This is a genomic window from Novosphingobium nitrogenifigens DSM 19370 (genome assembly GCF_000192575.1).
In the GTDB taxonomy this organism is placed as follows: Bacteria; Pseudomonadota; Alphaproteobacteria; order Sphingomonadales; family Sphingomonadaceae; genus Novosphingobium; species Novosphingobium nitrogenifigens.
The window spans coordinates 1397188-1417151 of sequence record NZ_GL876926.1 but is presented as its reverse complement, the minus strand read 5'-3'; the positions used below and the strand labels follow the sequence as shown (position 1 = coordinate 1417151).

The window sequence follows — 19964 nt, the reverse complement described above, 5'->3', positions numbered from 1 at the left end:
CCTTGCGTCTTGATTGTGAGTGGAGTGATCTCTCAATAGCAACATTATGTGCGAAAAACGATGCTGTTTTTAGCACACAGGTCGCGTTAGCTTTCTCTTCGAAGACCAAAACGGGCCCCGGAGGGCAGGCCCGGCGCGCAGAATGAGGGGCCGCCGGGACAGGGTTTCTTGCTTCACCCCGGGCGAACACCTTTTCGATGACGATGGGCATGACGCGATCGCCGGGTCTCGTTGTGCCCGCCGACTGGACACACGAGGTCGGCAGGGCAGCAGCCATCGTTCGAACTGCGGAGAGTTTGCCTTGGGGATGCGATCTTCAGGGAGAAAACGACATGACTTTGCCTCTTATCCGCCTGTCCGGTCCGCCGCTGGCGCTGGCTCTCGTTCTGGCCGGATCCGTGCCGGCCATGGCTGCTTCGCCCACCGATGCCGGTGTTGGCGACACCAATGCGGGTGACAATGGCCAGCTCGGCGAAATCACGGTCACCGCGAACAAGGTGAGCAGCAATTTGCAGACCACACCGGTTGCAGTGTCGGTGCTGTCAGGAGCGACGCTGGATCGCGAACACATCGCCAATCCGGTCGACCTGTCGAACAAGGTGCCCGGGCTCACCATTTCCAATGCCGGCAACTATCCGCCCAACGCCACTCTGCGCGGGGTCGGGTATGACGGATTGCAGAACAATTCGGCATCGCCCGGCGTCTCGATCAATCAGAACGGCGTCTATCTGGGTACCCCCGTCAGCCTGTTCACCGACTTTCTCGACGTGGGGCAGGTCGAAGTGCTGCGCGGACCGCAGGGAACGGTCTTTGGGCAGAATTCCGATGGCGGCGCGATCAACGTGACGACGGCCGCGCCCCAACTCGGCAAGCTCGGCGGCAGTGCTGAACTGAGCTATGGCAGCTATCAGTACGGGCGCGCGCGGGGGACGATCAACCTGCCGGTGGGGCAGACTTTTGCCTTGCGCGCTTCGGCCCAGGTGACGGACCAGAACGGTTACATGAACACGCCGAACATGGCGGGGAACAAGGCCGTGGGGGACACGCACAACGTGATCACTCGCGTCGATGCGTTGTGGAAGCCGGTCGACCGGCTGTCGATCGATGTCTGGGGCGAATACTTCCACAGTTTCGCGCACGGTTCGGCGGTCAAGAACTCGGTCGATCCGCTGACCGACCCGCGCGAAACCAGCAACGACTATTATGCGCCGCAGCGGATCACGAGCAAGATCGTGGCGGGGACCGTCGCCTATGACCTCGACTTCGCGACTGTAAAGTCGATCACCAGCTACCAGTCGTTGACGTATCGCGCCCCGTGGAGCGGCGACCTGCTCGACCATGCGACGGCGGTCAGTCTTTACGGAGTGAAGGACCAGCTTCCGATCAACGATCGTTTCGCCGACACTTGGACCGAAGAAGTCGATCTGGCTTCGCGACCGGGCGGTCGGTTCAGTTGGATCGTCGGCGCCTTCTATCTGCACACCGCGAGCCACATCAACGTGCTCGAATTCCAGCAGACGACACCGATCGCCTATACGCCCACGCTCGATCCCGCGCAGGCCGGGGCGATGTACGCGGCGGGCATGAATTTCGAGAGCATTTCCCATCAGCGGCACCGCTCGGTCGCGCTTTATGGGCAGGCGACTTACGACATCACGAGGACGCTCAAGCTGACGGGCGGGTTGCGCTACACTTGGGATCGGTCGACGGCCGAAACCTCAAGCTATTATGCAACGCCGGTGCCGATGAAATCGGAATTCAACGGCCTGACCGGAAAAGTCGCGCTGTCGTGGCAAGTGGCGCCGACCAACAATCTCTATGCGCAGTTTTCGACCGGGGTGAAGCCGGGCGGTACCAATCTCAATCCGGTTGCGGTGATCATTCCGACCGCGTTCCGCAACGAGCTTGTCCGGGCCTATGAAGTCGGCAGCAAGAACGAGTTCCTGAATCGCAAGCTGCGGGTCAACGTTTCTGCTTTCTATAACGATTACCGCAACTTGCAGCTCGATTCGGAAGATCCGCTGCCATACGAAGGCGGCATGACCAATGTGGCCAAGGCCCATGTCTACGGCATCGAGGCCGAAGCGACTGCCTTGCTTCCCGCCGGGTTCCGCATCGATGCCAATGCTGCGTGGATGAACAGCAAGGTCGACAGCGACAGCTATTTCCTCGACCCCTATATCGCGCAGGGGATCAATCGCACTTACGGCATCTACACGGCGGCCGACCTGGCCGCGCGCGCGGCCGCTTTCGAGAATATCAAGGGCAATCAATTGCCCCGGGTGCCGACCTTCGCGGCCGGAGGGACGTTGGGCAAGACGACCGAAATTCCCGGCGTCGGCACGCTCGATACGTCCCTGCAACTGACCGTCCGTGCGGCGCATTGGGGACGCATCTACAACCGTGCGGGAACCGATCGCCTGCCGATGCTGACGCTCGTCAATTTCAACGCACATCTCGATATCGCCCGGACCCGTTTCTACACCGAGCTGGCCGTGACCAACCTGTTTGATGTGGCGACATTGACCTCGACTTACGCCGAGAATTTCGGAGTGGGCGGGATCTATCAGGTCTTTGCCCCGCCGCGTCAGGTCATCGGCCGGATCGGCTTCAAATTCTGAGAAAACAGCATCATCTCTTGTGAAGGGAAGTGATCCCGCATGACGACATTGACGGCAAGGTCGGGGGAATGGACACCGCGCACGACGGCAGTGGTGGCGACATGCGGGATCGGCAACATCGTCGGCGTGACGACCGTGATCAACGCGACCTTTTCGGCGTTTCTGATCCCGGTGACGGATGATTTCGGGTGGCCGCGATCGGAGTTTTCCTTCGTTCTGACCATTCTCAGCCTGATGGGGGTCGTTTTCTATCCACTGGCTGGGAGGCTGATGGACCGGGTGGGGCGACGCCCGGTCGCGCTTGTCGGCAATGTCCTGTTCGGGGCATCGATCATGGCGCTGTCGGCCATGCCGCGGTCGCAAGCAGTGGCCTATGGGCTTTTCGCGCTTGTCGGAATGGCTGCGACTTTGCCGAGCACGGTTCTGTTCGCGCGGGTCGTTTCGACATGGTTCGAGGCACGACGCGGGCTTGCGCTCGGTCTGTCGGGCGGACTGGCTTTCGGTCTTGGAGGCATGACGGTGCCGGTATTCGCCCAGGCGCTGATCCAGATGGTCGGCTGGCGCGAGGCCTATCTCGGGTTGGGGGCTCTGGTGATTGCAGTGGGGTTTCCGGCGTTCTGGTTCGGTCTGCATGAGAACGACGGGGCGGTTCATCGGGGGCAGGACGATGGGGCGATCGAACCCGAGCGCAGCTTCCTGCGCGACGCCTCGATTGTCCCGCGTGAGGCCGTGCGGACAAGGGCCTTTCGCCTGTTGTTTGTCAGCGTGGCAGCCGGATCAGGGTCGATCGCGGCGATCACTACCCACATGGGGCCGATCGCTGCGGAAAACGGGCTCGCGCCGATGGCCGGGATTGTCGCTTTGGGGGGCCTCTATCTGGCCAATGCGGTGTGGCAGATCGCGGTCGGGCTGGTGCTCGACCGTACGCGAACGCCGCGCCTTGCTGCGCCGTTTGTTTTGACGGCTGTCATCGGAACGCTGATCCTGACGCAGACCCATACGCCGGGCATGGTCATGCTGGCGGCGATCCTGATCGGGTTGGGGTGTGGAACCGAATACGGGCTGCTGCCCTTTTGCATCCCCCGCTATTTCGGCTTTCGCTATTACGGCGAGATCTACGGCTGGATCTTTGGCGCGATCATGCTGTTTCAGGGCGTGACGCCCTTCGTCATGGACGTCCTTTACGAAAGGACCGGCAGCTATCACGCGCCGGTCCTTCTGATCGGGGCAATCCTGATTGCCTGTTCCGGATTGCTGCTCGGTTTGCCGGGCTATCGCTTTGGCCGGGCAGTCGATTCCTAGGCGCGGGAAGGCCTGTCCGTAGCGCCTGCATCCGACTGCGCAGTCGGATGCAGGCGCTACGAAGACTTTCAGGTCAACCCGGCTGCATCGTGCCGGTTTCGAGGAAGCGATGGTGCCAGCCCAGCGCTTCGTTGAGGAGGTGCGGGGTGTCGCCGCCATAGCGGCTGCTTTCCGCGCGTTCGAGATAGCCGAGCAGCATCGGGCGATAGGCCGGATGGGCGCAGTTCTGGATGACCGCGCGGGCGCGCTGGCGGGCGGAGAGGCCGCGCAAGTCGGCAAGGCCCTGTTCGGTCACCATGACCTGGACGTCCTGGTTGATGTGATCGACGTGGGAGACCATCGGCACGATCGCCGAAATGCTGCCGCCCTTGGCAACCGAAGGCGCCATGAAGATCGACAGGTGGGCCGCACGGGCAAAGTCGCCGCTGCCGCCGATGCCGTTCTGCACGCGCGAGCCCATGACGCGGGTCGAATTGACGTTGCCGTAGATGTCGGCCTCGATCATCGTGTTCATGGCGATACAGCCGAGACGGCGGATCACTTCGGGATTGTTGCTCACGTCCTGCGGGCGCAGCACGATCCGCTCGCGCAGGAATTCCATGTCGGCGTTGACGCGCACGGCTTCATCGGCGCTGACCGCAAAGGCCGCGCCCGAGACCGAGAGCATCTTGCCCGAACGGAGCATGGCGAGCATGCCGTCCTGAATGACTTCGGTATAGGCGACCAGATTGTCGAACGGCCCGTCGCCGAACGCGGCCATGACCGCATTGGCGACATTGCCGACGCCCGACTGCAGCGGGGGCAGGGGCGAGGGCAGGCGCCCGACCCGGGTTTCGTGAAGGAAGAATTCCATCAGGTGGCCCGCGATCATCTTGGCGCCTTCGTCGATGTCGCGGAACTTGGCATTGAGGTCGGGTTCGTCGGTCAGGACGACGGCGCGGACCTTGTCGGGGTTAACGCGCAGAACCGGTTCGCCGATACGATCGGCAACCTTGCGGATCGGCATGTCGAACTGGCCGTTGGGAGCGATGCCCGAGGTGACGATGTCGTGCATCCCCTCGATCGCGGGATTGTGGTAGGCGTTGACTTCCACGATCACGGTCTTGGCCAGATCGAGCCAGGCCTGGTTGTTGCCGATCGACAGGGTGGGGACGATGCCGCCGTCCTCGCGAATGGAAGTCGCCTCGACAATGGCGACGTCGATGTCGCCGAAAAAGCCGGAGCGGGCCCAGGGGGCGACCTTGCTCAGGTGGGTGTCGACATAGGCGGTCTTGCCCGCGTTGATCTTGTCGCGCAGCGATGCGTCGCCGTTATAGGGAACGCGCAGGCTGATCGCATCGTTGCGGGCCAGTTCGCCGTCGAGATCCGGGCTGGTCGAGGCCCCGGTGAACAGGCGCACGGCAAACGGGTCACCCTTGGCGTGGGCATCGGCGGCTCGCTGGGCGAGGGCCCGCGACACGGCCTTGGGCGCGCCCGAAGGCGTGAAACCGCCGCAACCAAGGCCCATGCCGTCCTCGATCAATTCGGCAGCCTGTTGTGCGTCGCAGACTTTGGCGCGCAACGCCGGAGAATTGATCCGGTTATTTCCCATGGTATCCTCTTCCCTACTCTTTGAAACCAAAAAAGGCCTATCGGTGGCCTCCGGGCAACGAAACCTAGACTATGGCCTGTCCAATTGTGGTCTTTATTCGGTGCGCGATCTTTGCCAATCTGGGCGGCTGATTCCAATTCGGCGCCAATTGGGATGGCGGCTTCGCACATGGCAGCGCGACAAGAAAAACCCCGGTCCGCTCCTCCACTCGACCACCCAGTCCAGGGCATGACATGGGAAGCGGGGGTGCGGGCCGGGGCAGTTTTCGCACTTCGCCGGGGGCAAAGGCGAATCCGGACCTTGCATGGTCAGAGTGTCGAGAGACCAAGGTCGGATAGAATGGCAAAAATCCCGTCGTTTCCTGTGTGAGAGGTCGTTCCTGACCGAGTGGCCGCAGCAGGCGGAAAGTCGGGGACACGATCGCGATTTTTCTCGGCGACCGCGTCCCCCCTCTCCAACGCGTTGCGGATCGGTTGGCCGATCCTTCTTGTGATGCATCCTCAACCAAACATTTGTTTGAACGCCATCTAGAGGGTGGTGCGGGGGGCTGTCAAGCGACAAGGAAGAGCCCCCTCCGGCCGGATCAGTAGAACAGGTGGCTGCGCATCGTGCCTTCCTCGATCAGGGCGCGGCAACTGGCGATGAAGGCTTTCACTTTGGCCGATTGGCGCCCGTGCCGGGGACGCAGTGTCGAAATCGCGAGCGAAGCGGTGGCATGGGGATCGGCCACCGGGGCAAAGGCCAGTTCATCGCCGAGGGGAGACCAGGGATGGGCCGGGCGCACGATGCGCAGCGAGATGCAGTCGCTGGTTCCGACAAGCGCTTGAGCCGCCGTGCTGATATTGGTGACCATGGCCTGTCTGGGGGTGAGGCCCTGATGACGATAGAGCCCGCTGAACAGTTCAAGGGCGGGCCCGTCCTGAATGTAGATCTGCGGGAATTGGGCAAGCTCTCGCAAGGTGAGCGGGGCGCCTTCGCGATCGAGCGGGTGATGGCGGCGCATCATCGCGCAAGGCGTAGGGCGGCACAGGTGCAAGTGTTCGACCGCCGGGTCCGGTTCGGCATCGACCAAGAACGTGATGAGGACATCGACGTCTGCATCGAGCAGGGGGGCGTTGCCCTGATCCATGAAAATCGTCTTGAGTTCGACATCGAGGCCGGGGTGCTTGCGCCGGACATGCTCGATCGCGCGGGGGGCAAGGGCCCAGCTGAGCCCTTCCTGACAACCGACCGTGAGTTCGCCGGTCAGCGTGCGTCCCTTGGGGGCGAACAGGTTTTCGACTTCGGCCAGATCCTGAAGCAGCCCGTGCGCGAGTCGAAGCAGCCTGCGTCCATCGGCCGTCAGCGAGACCCCGGCCGAGCGGCGACGAACCAGAAGGCGCGTTTCCAGCTGCTCTTCAAGCGCATCGACGGCATAGACGACAGCCGACGCCGACAGGTTGAGCCTTCCTGCCGCCGCAGCGAAGCTACCGGCCTCTACCGTAGCGGCAAAGCACCGCAATTGCTCTGTTTTCAGCATCCATACCCCGAATTTTTCGATGTTGTTCCGCAGATAATAGCATTTTTCCGGTCTAGTCTTCCATGCAAGTCTTCCTCCCACAAGAGACGACACTCTCGACGACATTGGGCAGGAACGGAAAGGGCAAGCATTTCCCCGGCGCTGTGGGACAGGATCAACCGGGCAAAGTCCGGCGACTGTGGACGGCATTTTTGCCGCGCAGGATGATTTCATGAAAACAAGCTGAAACAAAGCCTTGCTGCGCAGCATGCGGCAACGGGCGGCCTTCCTGTGCCGACCCGGCCGTCCCCCCATGCGCAGTCGGGGTATGAGAGGAGGAAGCAAGGCGAAATGGGCCGGATCACCGACGACACTCTGGGTGCGCTTGCCAATCTGGGCGAGCTGTTCGCCTGCCGTGCACGCGATTGCGACGGGTCTGTCGCGATCGTGCAGCAGGACCACGCGCTGTCCTTTGCGCAAGTCTGGGACGAGGCCGGTGCGCTCGCCGGTTTCCTGCAACAGGTCTGCGGTGTCGAGCCGGGCGATCGTGTTGCCCTGATGCTGTCGAACCGTCCCGAATTTGCAGTGGCAACGGCCGCCATCCATGCGATCGGCGCGGTACAGGTCAACATCAATCCCCACTATGTCGCGCGCGAACTGCATCACCAGCTCGTCGATTCCGGCGCCGGGACGATTATCCTGTCGGGGCGCGAGATGGCGGTCCTGCGGGTGGCGGATGCGGATTGCGTGCGTCATGCCGTGGTGATCGACGCTGAAAATGTCGAAACCTCGCCCGGTCTTGCAGTCACGTCCTATGTCGAGGCGGTCGCGGCGGGGATGTCCTTCGTGCCTTCGCGGCGCGGACGCGACGATCTGGCGCTGTTGCAATATACCGGTGGGACGACCGGACGCGCCAAGGGTGCGATGTTGAGCCACGGCAATCTGCTGTCGAATATCGCGCAGTTCACCGGCTGGATCGAAGGGGGCCTGAAGGAGACGGGGCTGGGAGGCGTGCCGCCAGTCGTGCTGACGGCCATCCCCCTCTACCATATCTTTGCCCTGACGGTGAACCTGCTCGGAACCTGGGCAATGGGCGGTCGCAACGTGCTGATCCGCGATCCCCGCGATATTGCCCTGTTGAGCGAGGAATGGGCCCGCCACGGCGTCTCGTTCGTGACCGGGGTCAACACGCTTTACAAGGCGCTGCTGGCTTCGCCCGAATTTGCCGCGCTCAATCTGTCGCAGGGGGTGGTCGCCATGGGCGGCGGGGCCCCGGTTCAACGCCCGGTGTCCGATCGTTGGAGCGAAAGGACCGGGCGCCACATCATCGAAGGCTACGGCCTTTCGGAAACCTCGCCGATCCTGACTTGCACGCCGTTTTTCGAGCGGCGCTTCCTCGGCAGTATCGGACAGGCGATGCCCGGAACCCGGATCGCCATTCGCGATGAATTCGGACAGGATCTGCCGATCGGGGAAACCGGCGAACTCTGCGCCAGCGGGCCGCAAGTCATGCAAGGCTATTGGGGACAACCCGAAGCGACGGCCCAAGTTCTGGGCGAGGACGGCTTCCTGCGCACGGGCGATCTCGCGCGGCGCGATGAAGAGGGCAATTACTATATCCTCGACCGGGCCAAGGACATGATCCTCGTTTCCGGGTTCAACGTCTATCCCAACGAGATCGAGGAAACCGTGTCGGCCTTGCCCGGCGTCGTCGAGTGTGCCTGCGTCGGCGCGCCCGATCCCAAAAGCGGAGAGGCGGCCGTGCTGTTCGTGGTTGCCGATCCTGCCGCGCTCGACGAGGCGGCGGTCCTCGATCACTGCCGCGCCAATCTCACCGGGTACAAGGTGCCACGCCGCGTTTTCGTCGTGCGTGAAATTCCCAAGTCCGCAGTGGGCAAGATCCTGCGCCGCGAATTGCGTGATGCGGCTCCGGCCATGCTTGCCGGGGAGGTTCCGGCCGAACCGGTCCGGGCGGCCTGATCCCCCGCAGGCGGTGCGCAGAGCCGCTTGCGGGAAATAAAATTCAACAACGACAACAAGACGAGGATGTCATGAAAGCTGTGCGTATTGGCGCCGCGATTGCGGCGATGGCGATGCTGTGCCCGGAAACCGGGCATGCGGAGGAATTGTGGAACGCTTACCCCTTGCGCGGTTTCTGGGAAGGTCTGCCTGCCGGGGCAACCCCGCCCAAGGGTGTCTACACCGCCGTCAGCGCCTATTGGGCCAACGATCGGTATTACGGCGAACAGGGCAAGGCAGTGCCGGGAACGGACCTTACCGCCTTCGTGGTGACACCGGTGATCGAATGGGTTCCGGGGGTGAAAATCCTGGGTGGCACATACTCCGTCGGGATCGCGCAGCCGTTCGTCTACAATACGTCGCCGGGTCTTTCGGGCAGCACCGGACGCGGGAACTGGGGCACGTTCAACACCGTGCTCTTGCCTGCCCAGCTTGGCTGGAAACTGCGCAATGTCCATGTGAAGCTGGGCGTCGGTGTCTATCTTCCCAATGCCAGTTCGACAGTATCGGATCTCTATGCGGGCAAGTTGCATAATGGCGGGTTGCCGTCGGGCAGCAATTTTGCCGCCGTCGAACCTGATCTGGGGATCACCTGGATGCACAAGGGCTGGAACGTTTCGGCTGCGCTTCATGCCGCCATTCCGGTTTCGGCATCGACGACGCCGGGATATCGCTACTGGTCGGGGTCGGAATTTGCCGCCGATTATACTATTACCAAGGCACTGGGCAAATGGACGCTGGGTGTCGGCGGGCATCAGATCAACCAGTACGAGGATGACCGCTTCAATGGCGAAGTCGTGCCCGATCATCGCTCGCAGCTTTACGGTGTGGGCCCCATTGCCGGGGTTCAGGCCGGGCCGCTCAATATCACGGCCATGTGGAACCGCACGGTTTCGGCCCGCAATGCGGTTGCCGGCGACATGGTCCAGGTGCGCTTTACCACGCGCCTCTGACCCCTTTCCTTTTCCGGTTTTTCCCTCGGCCGTGGCGGCATGGGTCCGCCACGGCTTCCTCGTTCGGGAGTATGTGTAATGTCGGATGTGTTTCTTCTCTCGGCGGCGCGCACCGCCATTGGCGGCTTTGGCGGCTCGCTCAAGGACTATCAGCCGGGCGAACTGGGCGCGGTGGCGTTGCGTGCGGCGATCGAGCGGGCGAACGTCGATGCCGCGCAGATCGGCCACGTCGTGATGGGGACTGTGATCCCGACCGAACCGCGCGATGCCTATGCGTCGCGGATCGCTGCGGTTGGGGCGGGTATTCCGCATGAAACCCCCGCTTTCAACGTCAACCGCCTGTGCGGTTCGGGCATGCAGGCGATCATTTCGGCGGCTCAGGCCATTCTTCTGGGCGATTGCGGCATGGCGATCGGCGGCGGAACCGAAGTCATGAGCCGCGCCGCGTTTTACGCGCCGACCGCGCGTTGGGGGCAGAAGCTGGGCGATACGGTTCTGCTCGACGCGCTCAACGGCGCCCTGACCGATCCTTTCGACAAGGTCCTGATGGGGATCACCGCCGAAAACGTCGCCGAGCGGTACGGCATCACCCGCGAGATGCAGGATGCGCTTGCCGTCGAAAGCCAGCAGCGTGCCGCAGCCGCACAGGCAGCGGGGCATTTCAAGGATCAGATCGTCCCGGTCGAAGTGAAGGCGCGTGGGGGCAAGCGCCTGTTCGATACCGACGAGCATCTCCGCCCGGATACCACTCTTGAAAGTCTGGCCACGTTGAAGCCGGTTTTCCGTCGCGACGGGGGAACCGTTACTGCCGGGAACGCCTCGGGCATCAATGACGCGGCGGCCGGGGTCGTGCTCGCCGGAGAGGCGGCGGTTCGCGACAGCGGAGCCAAGCCGCTGGCTCGTCTTGTCGCCTATGGCCACGCCGGGGTCGATCCCGCCTATATGGGCATTGGTCCGGTTCCGGCGAGCCGGGCTGCTCTCCAGCGGGCCGGGCTCACGGTTGCCGACCTCGACGTGGTTGAATCGAACGAGGCTTTCGCTGCGCAAGCCTGCGCCGTGGCGCGTGAACTCGACCTCGATCCGGCTCGCGTCAATCCGAACGGCAGCGGCATTTCCCTGGGCCATCCGATCGGCGCGACCGGGGCCATTCTCGTGACCAAGCTGGTCTACGAATTGCACCGCAGCGGCGGTCGCTATGGCCTTGCCACCATGTGCATCGGGGGCGGGCAGGGGATCGCGACGATCTGGGAACGGATCTGATCTCTTTGGGGATCGATGTCGCCCTTCAATCGGCGACCTCGATCCCCGCCAGCCGCAGCGCCGCGCCCAGATCCGGGCCGGCGCTGTCGGCAGCGGGCGACAAGGGTTCGGTCGCGACCCCGAGCCGATTGATCCATGCCGTGCGATAGCCGAACCATTTCGCCCCGAGCGCGTCCCAGCCGCCGAACGCGACGAAGCCGATGTCCTCGACCGGCAGGCCGAAATGCGCAGGACCCATGGCATAGGCCTTGGGCGAGGGCTTGAACGCGTTCACCCGGTCGGTGCTGAGCGGTGGTTCCATCACGCGTTCAAGACCGTGGCGGCGCATGGCGCTTGCCAGCATGTCCGCGCCGATGTTGGAGAGAAAAGCAAGACGCAGCCCCGCCTCGTGCATTCGCGTCAGCGTCGGCAGCGCATCGGGCCAGAGTGGCAAGCGCGCAAAGACCGCGACCAGTTCTGCGCGCTGCGCCGGTGTCAACGTCACGTGCATGGTCTGCGCCGTGAACGCGAGAGCCGCATCGGCAAGCGGGGCAAACCCGCTGTAACGCCCGGCCGAGGTTTCGAGCCACGAGAGCGCAAACAGCTTGTTGGTCCATGCCGAGGCAAGTGCCGCTCCCTGTTCGGGGACCATCGCGATGACCGCTGCGGCAACGGCGCGCACGTCGAACACGGTAAATCCGTCGAAGGCCAGAGCCCGCAGCTTCCGGGGTGCGTCGACGGCAAGGGCGCTTTGCGGCGCGACGAGGGCTGCCGACAGCGCGAGGCGCAAGGCATTGCGACGGTCGAGGGGAATGGACATCGGGGGCCTCCTTGCGAAGAGGCGGCTTTAGGCCATGTCTGTTCCCGCGATAATCGGCCGATACCGGCGGACACTCTTTCGTGAGGCGGGATTATCCTTGGGAGGCGGCCCGCATCGCCTCGACAAAGGCGCGGACATTGGCCGAGCGGGCGCGATTGGCCTGAAACACCAGCGAGACGGGAACCTGGGGCGGATCGTGTTCGGGTAGCAGGGGAACCAGACGCCCGCTCTCGACATGGCGTTCGACCTGATAGGACAAGGCGCGGGTGATGCCGCCCCCGGCAAGCGCCGCATCGATGGCCGCGTCGACGCTGTTGGTCAAAAGCCGTGGTTCGAACCGGATGGCCATGCGTCCGTCGGTGCTGAAGCGCCATTCGCCGTTCTGCGCGAAATTGTCGAAAGCGATGAGATCGTGGTCGTGGAGAGCGGCAACCGAGGTGGGGTATCCCCGCTCTTCGAGATAGGCAGGGCTTGCGACGAGAACGCGCCGGGTCTCGCCGACGCGGACCGCACGCAGGGCGCTGTCGGCCAGATGGGCAATGCGGACCGCAACGTCGATGCCCTCGTCGACCAGACGGACGACCCGGTCGGTCAGTGTGAGGCGGACCGAAAGGCCGGGATGGCGCCGCATCAGGTCGAGCGTGACGGGCAGGACTTTCATGCGGCCGAAGACCACCGGAGCCGTGACGATGAGAACGCCGCGCGGCTGGGTGTTTTCTCCGCTGAGGCTGCTGGCGGCGCTGTCGAGTTCGGCGAGCGCAAGGCGGCAATGCTCGAGATAGGTCGCCCCTTCGGGCGTCAACTGGACCGAGCGGGTCGTGCGGCGCAGCAAGAGAACGCCAAGCCGCGTTTCCATGTCCGAGATGGCCCGGCTGGCCGCAGTCGGCGAAATCCGGCGCGTGCGGGCCGCTTCGGCAAAGCTCTTGTGCTCGGCAACGGCGATGAAAGTCCGGATGGCGTCCAACTGGTCCATACAATCCCGATTTTCGCGATAATGTCGTGCGAATGTGACCGATTATCGCAAATCATGCGAGCAATTATTTCGATCTCCATCCCGACGGCCTCGCTTTTCCGCCGTCGCGAAAGGAGTTTCAGCCATGTCGCGCATTGCCATTCCCTCTTACGAAGATCAGCCGAGCGCCTCGCAGCCCTTGCTCGATGCAGTACAGGGCCAGTTGGGGGTCATTCCCAATCTCTTCCTCCTCGTCGGCAGCAGTCCGGCCGTGCTCGAAGGGCTGATCGCGCTCAACGGTGCCCTCGGCCGCACGCTGGACGTCCGCACGCGTGAACGGATCGCGATCGCCGTCGCCGAGGCGACCGGGTGCGACTATTGCCTGTCGGTACACAGCTTCCTCGCCGCCAACATGGCGGGGCTCGATGCGGACGAGATCGCGGCCAATCGTGCCGGACATTCGCTCGACGCACGCGCGGATGCGGCGGTCGTTTTTGCCCGCGCCGTCGTCCGCACGCGCGGCAAAGTCGACGGGACCGACATTTCGGCGGTGAAGCTGGCCGGATTTTCCGATGCGCAGGTGATCGAGATCGTCGCCAATGTCGCGATCAACGTCTTCACCAATCTCACCAACAATGTCGCCCAGACCGATATCGATTTCCCGATCGTGCGGGCCGGGGCGTGACGATGTTGCGTCCAAAGCCGCTCGCTTCCGCCCTCGCGCTGGCTCTTGCCGCGCTTTCCGTTCCGTTTTTCGCCGCGCCCGCCGTGGCCGCGCCCGAAAGGCTTCTGTCCGTGCACGAAACCTACCATTATGCGACAGTCAAGGGCCGTCAGGTCTTCTATCGCGAGGCAGGCGATCCTTCCCTGCCGACGATCGTCCTGCTCCACGGGTTCCCGAGCAGCAGTCACATGTATCGCGATCTCATTCCCGCGCTTGCCGATCGCTTTCATGTGATCGCGCCCGACTATATCGGCTTTGGCCAGTCGGATGCTCCGGCAGCCGGTGCGTTCACTTATACGTTCGAGGCGTTGACCGATCATGTCGACGGGTTGCTCGATCAACTGGGGCTGAACCGCTATGTCCTTTACATGCAGGACTATGGCGGGCCGGTCGGCTTTCGTCTGTTCACCCGCCATCCCGACCGTGTCGCCGGGTTGGTGGTGCAAAACGCCAATGCCTATCTCGACGGCGTCGGCGACATGCCCAAGCAGGTGTTCCTGCCGCTGTGGCAGAACCGCAATAGCGAGACCGAGGCAGCGGCGCGCAATTTCCTCGCGGCGGGTACGACGAAGTTCCAGTACACGGTCGGCGCCCGCGATGAAGCCGCGATCAGCCCCGACAACTGGACACACGATCAGGCCTTGCTCGATCGACCCGGTACCGAGGCCTACCAGCTCGACCTGCTCTATGATTACCGCACCAATGTCGCGCTCTACGACAGCTGGCACGAGGCCTTGCGCAAATATCAGCCGCAGACGCTGATCCTCTGGGGCAAGCACGATCCGTTCTTCATCCCGGCAGGCGCCGAGGCCTTCCTGCGCGATGTGCCCAAGGCGCGGCTGGTCTGGCTCGACGCGGGGCATTTCGTTCTCGACGAAAACGCCGGGGCCGTTGCCGCCGCGATCAAGGCGGATTTCGCCCCCGCGCATTGATTGCCCGAAGAGCCGCGTTCCGATGCCTTGCACCCCCACTTCTGCGGGGCATCGTCGCGGCTTGCGGGTCGCCCGGCCCGTCGTTGCGCCTCACGTCTCCCCGAGCGTGACGGCGGGTCGGTTATCCAGACAGGATCATCATGATGGATGAAGGATTTGAGGCCGGACGCGTGGCTTTGGTCACCGGCGCCAGTCGCGGCATCGGGCGGGCCACGGCCATTCGCCTTGCGACCGATTTTTCCGCTGTCGCCATCGTCGCCCGTTCCGAAACGGGGTTGGAAAGCGCGGCAGACGAGATCCGTGCTGCCGGTGCGCGGGCGCTGGTCCTGCCGTTCGACTTGCGCCATCCCGATGCCGCCGCCCGCGCGGTCGCGGCAACCGTCGGCGTTCTCGGTCGGCTCGACGCAGTGGCGACCATTGCCGGGGACGTCAGCCAGAAAGGGCTGTTCGATCTGGGCGACGGCGACTGGCACGATAGCCTCGCGCTGAAGTTCCACGGGATGCGGCGCATGGTTCTGGCCGCCTGGCCCCATTTGCGGAAAACCTCGGGGGCCGTGGCGATCACTTCGGGAACCTCTGCCTTCGTGCCCAAGGCTGCCTTTGCCGCCGTCGGCGCGATCAATGCCATGATCCTTGCCCTGTCGCGGACATTTGCCGAGCAGGGGCAGGCCGACGGCATTCGCGTCAACTCGGTCTCGCCGGGACCGGTCATGACCGACCGCCGCCGCCAGATGCTGCACCGCTTTGCGCAAAACCGGGGCCTCGATCCGGATAGTGCCGTGACCGTCTTTGCCCGCGAAAACGGGATCATCCGCTTTGGCGAGCCGCAGGATGTCGCCGAAGTCTATGCCTGGCTGCTTTCTCCTGCGGCTTCGTGGGTCTGCGGATCGAATTTTCGCGTCGACGGGGGCGAGGTCAAAGTGGCATTCTGACCGGGTTGCACGCACGGGCACTTGAAACCATTTGCCGCGCTGGCGCGAATAGCAGGCATCCTCTTTTCCCAGAGCGAGCGAGGCACATGCTGATCCGGAACCCGAACCCCCATCATCCGACCGAAGCCGAAGCCACGGCGGAAGGGCATTACTGGAACCGGCGCGCCATTGTGGCGGGGATGGTCGGGGTGGGGCTCCTGCCTTCCTCGGTGCTTTCGGCCGGGGAGGAACCGGCCTTGGCGCGTCTCGTCGCAAAGCGGACGCGCGACGCCGGGGAACCGGCAACGTCCTATGAAAACGTCAAGCATTACAACAATTTCTATGAGTTCGGCTTTGGCAAGGAAGACCCGTCGCGCAATGCCGGGCGATTGCGTACCCATCCCTGGACCGTGAAAGTCGACGGTCTGGTGGCAAAGCCGGGCGTGGTCGACATCGATCGCCTGACACGCCTGTTTCCACTGGAAGAGCGGGTTTATCGCCACCGTTGTGTCGAGGCGTGGTCGATGGTCATTCCCTGGACGGGATTTCCGCTCGCGGCCTTGCTCAAGATGGTCGAGCCGCTGTCAAACGCCCGCTACGTCGCCTTTGAAACGCTGCACGATCCTTCGCAGATGCCGGGGCAGCGGACCCGTTCGCTGCAATGGCCCTATGTCGAGGGACTGCGGATGGATGAGGCGATGCACCCGCTGACGTTCATGGCGCTCGGTCTTTACGGGCGCGTCCTGCCCAACCAGAACGGCGCACCGCTACGCCTCGTGGTGCCGTGGAAGTACGGGTTCAAGTCGATCAAGTCGATCGTGCGCATCCGGCTGGTCGATCGCCAGCCCCCGACGAGTTGGAACCTGACCGCGCCCGACGAATACGGCTTTTTCGCCAATGTGAACCCGGCGGTTGATCATCCCCGCTGGACACAGTCGCGCGAACGGCGGATCGGCGACTGGCTTCCCCGACGCACGCTGCCGTTCAACGGTTATGCCGACGATGTCGCCGGGCTTTATCGCGGCATGAATCTCGTGCGCAATTTCTGACCGTGGGCACGATGACCAGGGGACGAAGTCTTGCCTTGCGCTGGGGCGTGCAGGTGGCGATGGCACTGCCGCTTGCGATCCTTGTCGGGCGCTGGCTCATGATGGCGGGCGGAGTGTCGCCGCTCGATGCGGGGCTGACGGCAGAGCCGGTGGCGGAAACGATCAATCGTCTCGGTCTCTGGGCCTTGCGCGCCTTGTGGCTTGCCCTGGCGATAACGCCGCTGCGTCGGCTGACCGGTTGGGCCTGGCTGGCTCCGTGGCGCCGTCCGCTTGGTCTCTGGGCCTTTGCCTATGGCTGCATCCATCTCCTCGTCTATTTCGTGCTCGATCAGGGGGCGGCGTTCGATCTGCTCTGGGCAGATGTCGTCAAGCATCGCTTCATCCTGCTCGGCATGGCGACCTGGCTCATGCTTCTCCCACTTGCGCTGACATCGACCCGCGCCTCTATCCGTCGTCTCGGTGGCCGCCGGTGGCAGGCCCTGCATCGCCTCGTCTATCCGGCAGGCGGGGCGGCCGCGATCCATTTCATCCTGCGGGTCAAGGGGTTCCAGATCGAACCGTGGATCTATGCCGGTCTCCTTTTGACCCTGCTCGGCATGCGCATGGTTCCGCGCCGCCGGATCAAGGTGTGACTTAAATTGTAAAAAACTTTCGGTGTTCCCCTGACGATCGGGTTTTGCGGATCGTCCATGATGTGAAACCGGATCGATCCGCTTCGTGGGCAGCGCAGGGATCGGTCGGGAAGGGGAGCACATCGAATGAAACGGAAACCCAGTTTCGCAGCCATCATGGCAGCGCCCGTCATGGCCGTGATCGCCATGGCCCATCCCGTGCAGGCGCAAGCCCGGCCGCAGGGCTTTCATATTCCCGCCCAGCCGCTGTCGGCGGCCTTGCTCGAATTTTCGCGCCAGTCGCATGAACTCGTGGTCGCGGCCGGGGCGCTGACTGCGGACAAGCGTTCGCATGACGTCAGCGGACGGTTCGAAAACGAGGTGGCCATTCGCGAATTGCTGCGCGGGACCGGGTTGCTGGCCGTGCGTAATGCCGGGGGCGGCTATCGCGTGACGGCAGGGGCGCCCCGGGCCGATGCGACGCCGGTTCCGGGGGCGGGGGAAGAGACCCCCGGCATCGTCGTGACCGGGGCCCAGAGGCGCGACCAGCAGATCCTGAAAGTCCCGGCCAGCATCGCCGCGCACGACAAGGCTTCGATGGACCGGCAGGGGGTGCGTTCGCTTGACGATCTCGTGCGCCTGACCCCGGGGCTCAGCAATATCGCCACGTCGAGCTACGGCGGCGAGACGATTTCCATTCGCGGCATCAATTCGAACACCGGGGCATCGACCACGGGGATCTATATCGACAACACCCCGATTCAGACCCGCAACTATCTGGGCGTGGTCAACAACAACTATCCGCTCATTTTCGATCTGGACCGGGTCGAAGTGCTGCGGGGCCCGCAGGGCACGCTGTTCGGGTCGGGTTCGGAAGGCGGCGCCGTCCGCTTCGTCACGCCGACGCCTTCGCTCGACCGCACGCGGATTTACGGTCGCGCCGACGTAAGTTTTACGCAAGGCGGTGACCCCAGTGGCGAACTGGGTGTGGCTCTCGATACGCCGCTGGTACAGGACCGCATCGGTCTGCGGGTCAGCGCGTGGGGACGCCACACCGGGGGCTATATCGACCGGGTATCGCCCACGACCGGAGCCTTGCTGGCCAGCAATACCAACAGCGAAAACGACATGGCTTTCCGGGCGGAAATGCGCATCGTCGCCAGTGACCGGCTGACCATCACGCCGAGCGTATTCTATCAGAACACCCGCCGGGACGACATCGACCTGTTCTGGCCCTCGGCAGGGACGTACAAATCGACATACGGGATGGCCCAGCCCGATCATGACCGCTTTGTCCTGCCGGTCCTGAATATCGACTATGATGCGGGCCCTTTTACCGTGAAGTCGGTGACATCCTATTATGACCGGCGCGGCGAGCGGGTCGAGGACTATGCGCCGCTTTCGGTGAGCGCCCTTACCGGAGGGGCAATGACCTATGTCCCCGGCGTCGATTTTCACGAACGCAGCAATACGATCACGCGGCAAAAGAACTGGTCCGAAGAACTGCGCCTGACTTCGCGCGATGCGGGGAATGCCCGCTTCACCTGGGTTGTCGGCTTCTTTTTCCAGAACAGCACCCAACGGTACGATCAGGCCGAAGTCGACAATATCGACACGCTGATCCCCGCATTGTTCCCCGGATGGACCACCGAGACATTCTATGGTCGCGGCCAGTTGCCCGGCAATGTCAGCTTTCTCGAAGGGCTGACGTATGAAACGCAGGAACGGGCCGTCTTCGGGGATGCCAGCTATCGCATCACCAATCGCCTGAAAGCGTCGGTGGGCTTGCGCGTGGCGCACAACCATTTCAGCTTCGTCGACAATCAGGACGGCCCTTTCGTCGGGACCGAGGCCCTGCATTACAGCGGCGAGCAAAGCGAAACACCGGTCACCCCGCGTTTCAACCTGTCGTATCAGGCAGGGGCCGCACAGGTCTATGCAACCGCGGCCAAGGGGTATCGCATCGGTGGCGCCAATCCGCAGGTTCCGACGACTTGCGCCGGGGATCTTGCGACGCTTGGGCTCACGGCGGTGCCGTCCACCTACAAGTCGGACAGCCTGTGGAGCTATGAACTCGGCGCGAAAGGCAAATTGCTGGGCGGCAAGCTGAGCATGGCAGGCAGCCTGTTCTGGGTGGACTGGAACGGGATCCAGGCCAATGTGCCGCTGCCTTCGTGTGGTTTCGGCTACAACGCCAACCTGGGAAAGGCGGCCAGTCGCGGTTTCGATTTCCAGCTCGACGCCAAGCCCATCCACGGGCTGACGCTGTCGGCGGCGTTCGGCTATACCAAGGCGACTTATCGCACCGATGTCTTCGGCGCCGTCCCAGACGGCAGCGACAGTGCCGTTCTCCTCGCCCGCAAGGGGGACGATCTGGGAACGCCGAACTGGCAATCATCGTTCAGCGGTGAATATGCGCGCGACATTGCCCAGAATACCTCGGCCTATTTCTACGGCGCATGGCAATATTCGAGCGCCTATCACCGGACCGGGTCGGAAGGGGTGAACGGCTACAATCCCTATACCTATCGCGGAGCGGCTCTCAACAGCGTGAACTTGCGCGCAGGGGTGCGCCACGGATCGTGGGACATTTCGGCCTATGTGTCCAACATGCTGAACAGCCGCGCCTATACTTATTACTATCGCGCGCAGGCCGACCAAGGGGATGGCGGACGCGCCATGACCATGCGCCCGCGCACTATCGGCCTTACCGCCACCTTCCGCAACTGAAGGGCCACGGAC

15 protein-coding genes are annotated in these 19964 nt (G+C 63.4%); 11 read left to right on the top strand and 4 right to left on the bottom strand.

The annotated features are described in order from the left end of the window. Positions 1–332: 332 nt before the first annotated feature. Both Y88_RS06585 and Y88_RS06580 read left to right on the top strand, forming a co-directional pair. The gene (locus Y88_RS06585) at positions 333–2621 is read left to right on the top strand and encodes a TonB-dependent receptor (RefSeq protein ID WP_232280943.1); all 2289 of its coding nucleotides are present in this window, start codon (positions 333–335) and stop codon (positions 2619–2621) included. A 39-nt stretch (positions 2622–2660) separates the two neighbouring features. Beyond that, positions 2661–3923 carry an MFS transporter gene (locus tag Y88_RS06580; RefSeq protein ID WP_018075779.1) on the top strand — a complete coding sequence of 421 codons (1263 nt, stop codon included), beginning with the start codon at positions 2661–2663 and terminating at the stop codon, positions 3921–3923. Positions 3924–3996: 73 nt separating this feature from the next. Here Y88_RS06580 and Y88_RS06575 read toward each other — a convergent pair whose 3' ends face one another. Both Y88_RS06575 and Y88_RS06570 read right to left on the bottom strand, forming a co-directional pair. Then, positions 3997–5514 (bottom strand): succinate CoA transferase, encoded by a 1518-nt coding sequence (locus tag Y88_RS06575; protein WP_008067419.1) that lies wholly within the window; start codon positions 5512–5514, stop codon positions 3997–3999. 583 nt (positions 5515–6097) lie between these two features. Then, the gene (locus Y88_RS06570; RefSeq protein WP_008067417.1) at positions 6098–7033 is read right to left on the bottom strand and encodes a LysR family transcriptional regulator; all 936 of its coding nucleotides are present in this window, start codon (positions 7031–7033) and stop codon (positions 6098–6100) included. Between the two features lie 330 nt (positions 7034–7363). On the opposite strand from Y88_RS06570, the gene Y88_RS06565 reads away from it, so the two are divergent. The 3 genes from Y88_RS06565 to bktB all read left to right on the top strand — a co-directional run bounded on the left by Y88_RS06565 (position 7364) and on the right by bktB (position 11244). Continuing rightward, entirely contained in the window at positions 7364–8992 is a 1629-nt protein-coding gene (locus Y88_RS06565; protein ID WP_008067415.1) for an AMP-binding protein, read from the top strand. A 71-nt stretch (positions 8993–9063) separates the two neighbouring features. After that, positions 9064–9984, top strand: coding sequence for a SphA family protein (locus Y88_RS06560; RefSeq protein ID WP_008067413.1), 921 nt, complete (start codon positions 9064–9066; stop codon positions 9982–9984). Between the two features lie 78 nt (positions 9985–10062). Next, positions 10063–11244 (top strand): beta-ketothiolase BktB, encoded by a 1182-nt coding sequence (bktB, locus tag Y88_RS06555; RefSeq protein ID WP_008067411.1) that lies wholly within the window; start codon positions 10063–10065, stop codon positions 11242–11244. Positions 11245–11269: 25 nt separating this feature from the next. Here bktB and Y88_RS06550 read toward each other — a convergent pair whose 3' ends face one another. Further along, positions 11270–12043, bottom strand: coding sequence for a haloacid dehalogenase type II (locus Y88_RS06550; RefSeq protein WP_008067410.1), 774 nt, complete (start codon positions 12041–12043; stop codon positions 11270–11272). A gap of 91 nt (positions 12044–12134) precedes the next feature. Further along, a complete protein-coding gene (locus tag Y88_RS06545; RefSeq protein ID WP_008067408.1) occupies positions 12135–13016 on the bottom strand; it encodes a LysR family transcriptional regulator in 882 nt (293 codons plus the stop codon). A gap of 124 nt (positions 13017–13140) precedes the next feature. Here Y88_RS06545 and Y88_RS06540 point away from each other — a divergent pair, with 124 nt between their 5' ends. The 6 genes from Y88_RS06540 to Y88_RS06515 all read left to right on the top strand — a co-directional run bounded on the left by Y88_RS06540 (position 13141) and on the right by Y88_RS06515 (position 19952). After that, the gene (locus Y88_RS06540) at positions 13141–13680 is read left to right on the top strand and encodes a carboxymuconolactone decarboxylase family protein (protein WP_008067406.1); all 540 of its coding nucleotides are present in this window, start codon (positions 13141–13143) and stop codon (positions 13678–13680) included. Then, positions 13677–14651 carry an alpha/beta fold hydrolase gene (locus tag Y88_RS06535; RefSeq protein WP_008067404.1) on the top strand — a complete coding sequence of 325 codons (975 nt, stop codon included), beginning with the start codon at positions 13677–13679 and terminating at the stop codon, positions 14649–14651. The genes Y88_RS06540 and Y88_RS06535 overlap by 4 nt, the downstream gene beginning before the upstream one ends. A 170-nt stretch (positions 14652–14821) precedes the next feature. Next, the gene (locus tag Y88_RS06530) at positions 14822–15583 is read left to right on the top strand and encodes an SDR family oxidoreductase (protein ID WP_232280942.1); all 762 of its coding nucleotides are present in this window, start codon (positions 14822–14824) and stop codon (positions 15581–15583) included. Between the two features lie 86 nt (positions 15584–15669). Then, entirely contained in the window at positions 15670–16611 is a 942-nt protein-coding gene (gene msrP / locus Y88_RS06525; RefSeq protein ID WP_008067401.1) for a protein-methionine-sulfoxide reductase catalytic subunit MsrP, read from the top strand. An 11-nt stretch (positions 16612–16622) separates the two neighbouring features. Further along, complete coding sequence (locus Y88_RS06520) at positions 16623–17243, top strand: protein-methionine-sulfoxide reductase heme-binding subunit MsrQ (protein ID WP_157132590.1); 621 nt, start codon at positions 16623–16625, stop codon at positions 17241–17243. A gap of 126 nt (positions 17244–17369) precedes the next feature. Continuing rightward, the gene (locus Y88_RS06515; protein ID WP_232280941.1) at positions 17370–19952 is read left to right on the top strand and encodes a TonB-dependent receptor domain-containing protein; all 2583 of its coding nucleotides are present in this window, start codon (positions 17370–17372) and stop codon (positions 19950–19952) included. Positions 19953–19964 lie beyond the last annotated feature (12 nt).

Excerpts from the sequence above, each read along its gene's own strand:
- Y88_RS06565 (WP_008067415.1), top strand. The coding sequence starts at position 7,364 with ATGGGCCGGATCACCGACGACACTCTGGGTGCGCTTGCCAATCTGGGC.
- Y88_RS06585 (WP_232280943.1), top strand. The coding sequence starts at position 333 with ATGACTTTGCCTCTTATCCGCCTGTCCGGTCCGCCGCTGGCGCTGGCT.
- Y88_RS06575 (WP_008067419.1), bottom strand. The coding sequence starts at position 5,514 with ATGGGAAATAACCGGATCAATTCTCCGGCGTTGCGCGCCAAAGTCTGC.
- Y88_RS06520 (WP_157132590.1), top strand. The coding sequence starts at position 16,623 with ATGACCAGGGGACGAAGTCTTGCCTTGCGCTGGGGCGTGCAGGTGGCG.
- Y88_RS06515 (WP_232280941.1), top strand. The coding sequence starts at position 17,370 with ATGAAACGGAAACCCAGTTTCGCAGCCATCATGGCAGCGCCCGTCATG.
- Y88_RS06570 (WP_008067417.1), bottom strand. The coding sequence starts at position 7,033 with ATGCTGAAAACAGAGCAATTGCGGTGCTTTGCCGCTACGGTAGAGGCC.
- msrP (WP_008067401.1), top strand. The coding sequence starts at position 15,670 with ATGCTGATCCGGAACCCGAACCCCCATCATCCGACCGAAGCCGAAGCC.
- Y88_RS06550 (WP_008067410.1), bottom strand. The coding sequence starts at position 12,043 with ATGTCCATTCCCCTCGACCGTCGCAATGCCTTGCGCCTCGCGCTGTCG.
- Y88_RS06580 (WP_018075779.1), top strand. The coding sequence starts at position 2,661 with ATGACGACATTGACGGCAAGGTCGGGGGAATGGACACCGCGCACGACG.
- bktB (WP_008067411.1), top strand. The coding sequence starts at position 10,063 with ATGTCGGATGTGTTTCTTCTCTCGGCGGCGCGCACCGCCATTGGCGGC.
- Y88_RS06540 (WP_008067406.1), top strand. The coding sequence starts at position 13,141 with ATGTCGCGCATTGCCATTCCCTCTTACGAAGATCAGCCGAGCGCCTCG.
- Y88_RS06545 (WP_008067408.1), bottom strand. The coding sequence starts at position 13,016 with ATGGACCAGTTGGACGCCATCCGGACTTTCATCGCCGTTGCCGAGCAC.
- Y88_RS06560 (WP_008067413.1), top strand. The coding sequence starts at position 9,064 with ATGAAAGCTGTGCGTATTGGCGCCGCGATTGCGGCGATGGCGATGCTG.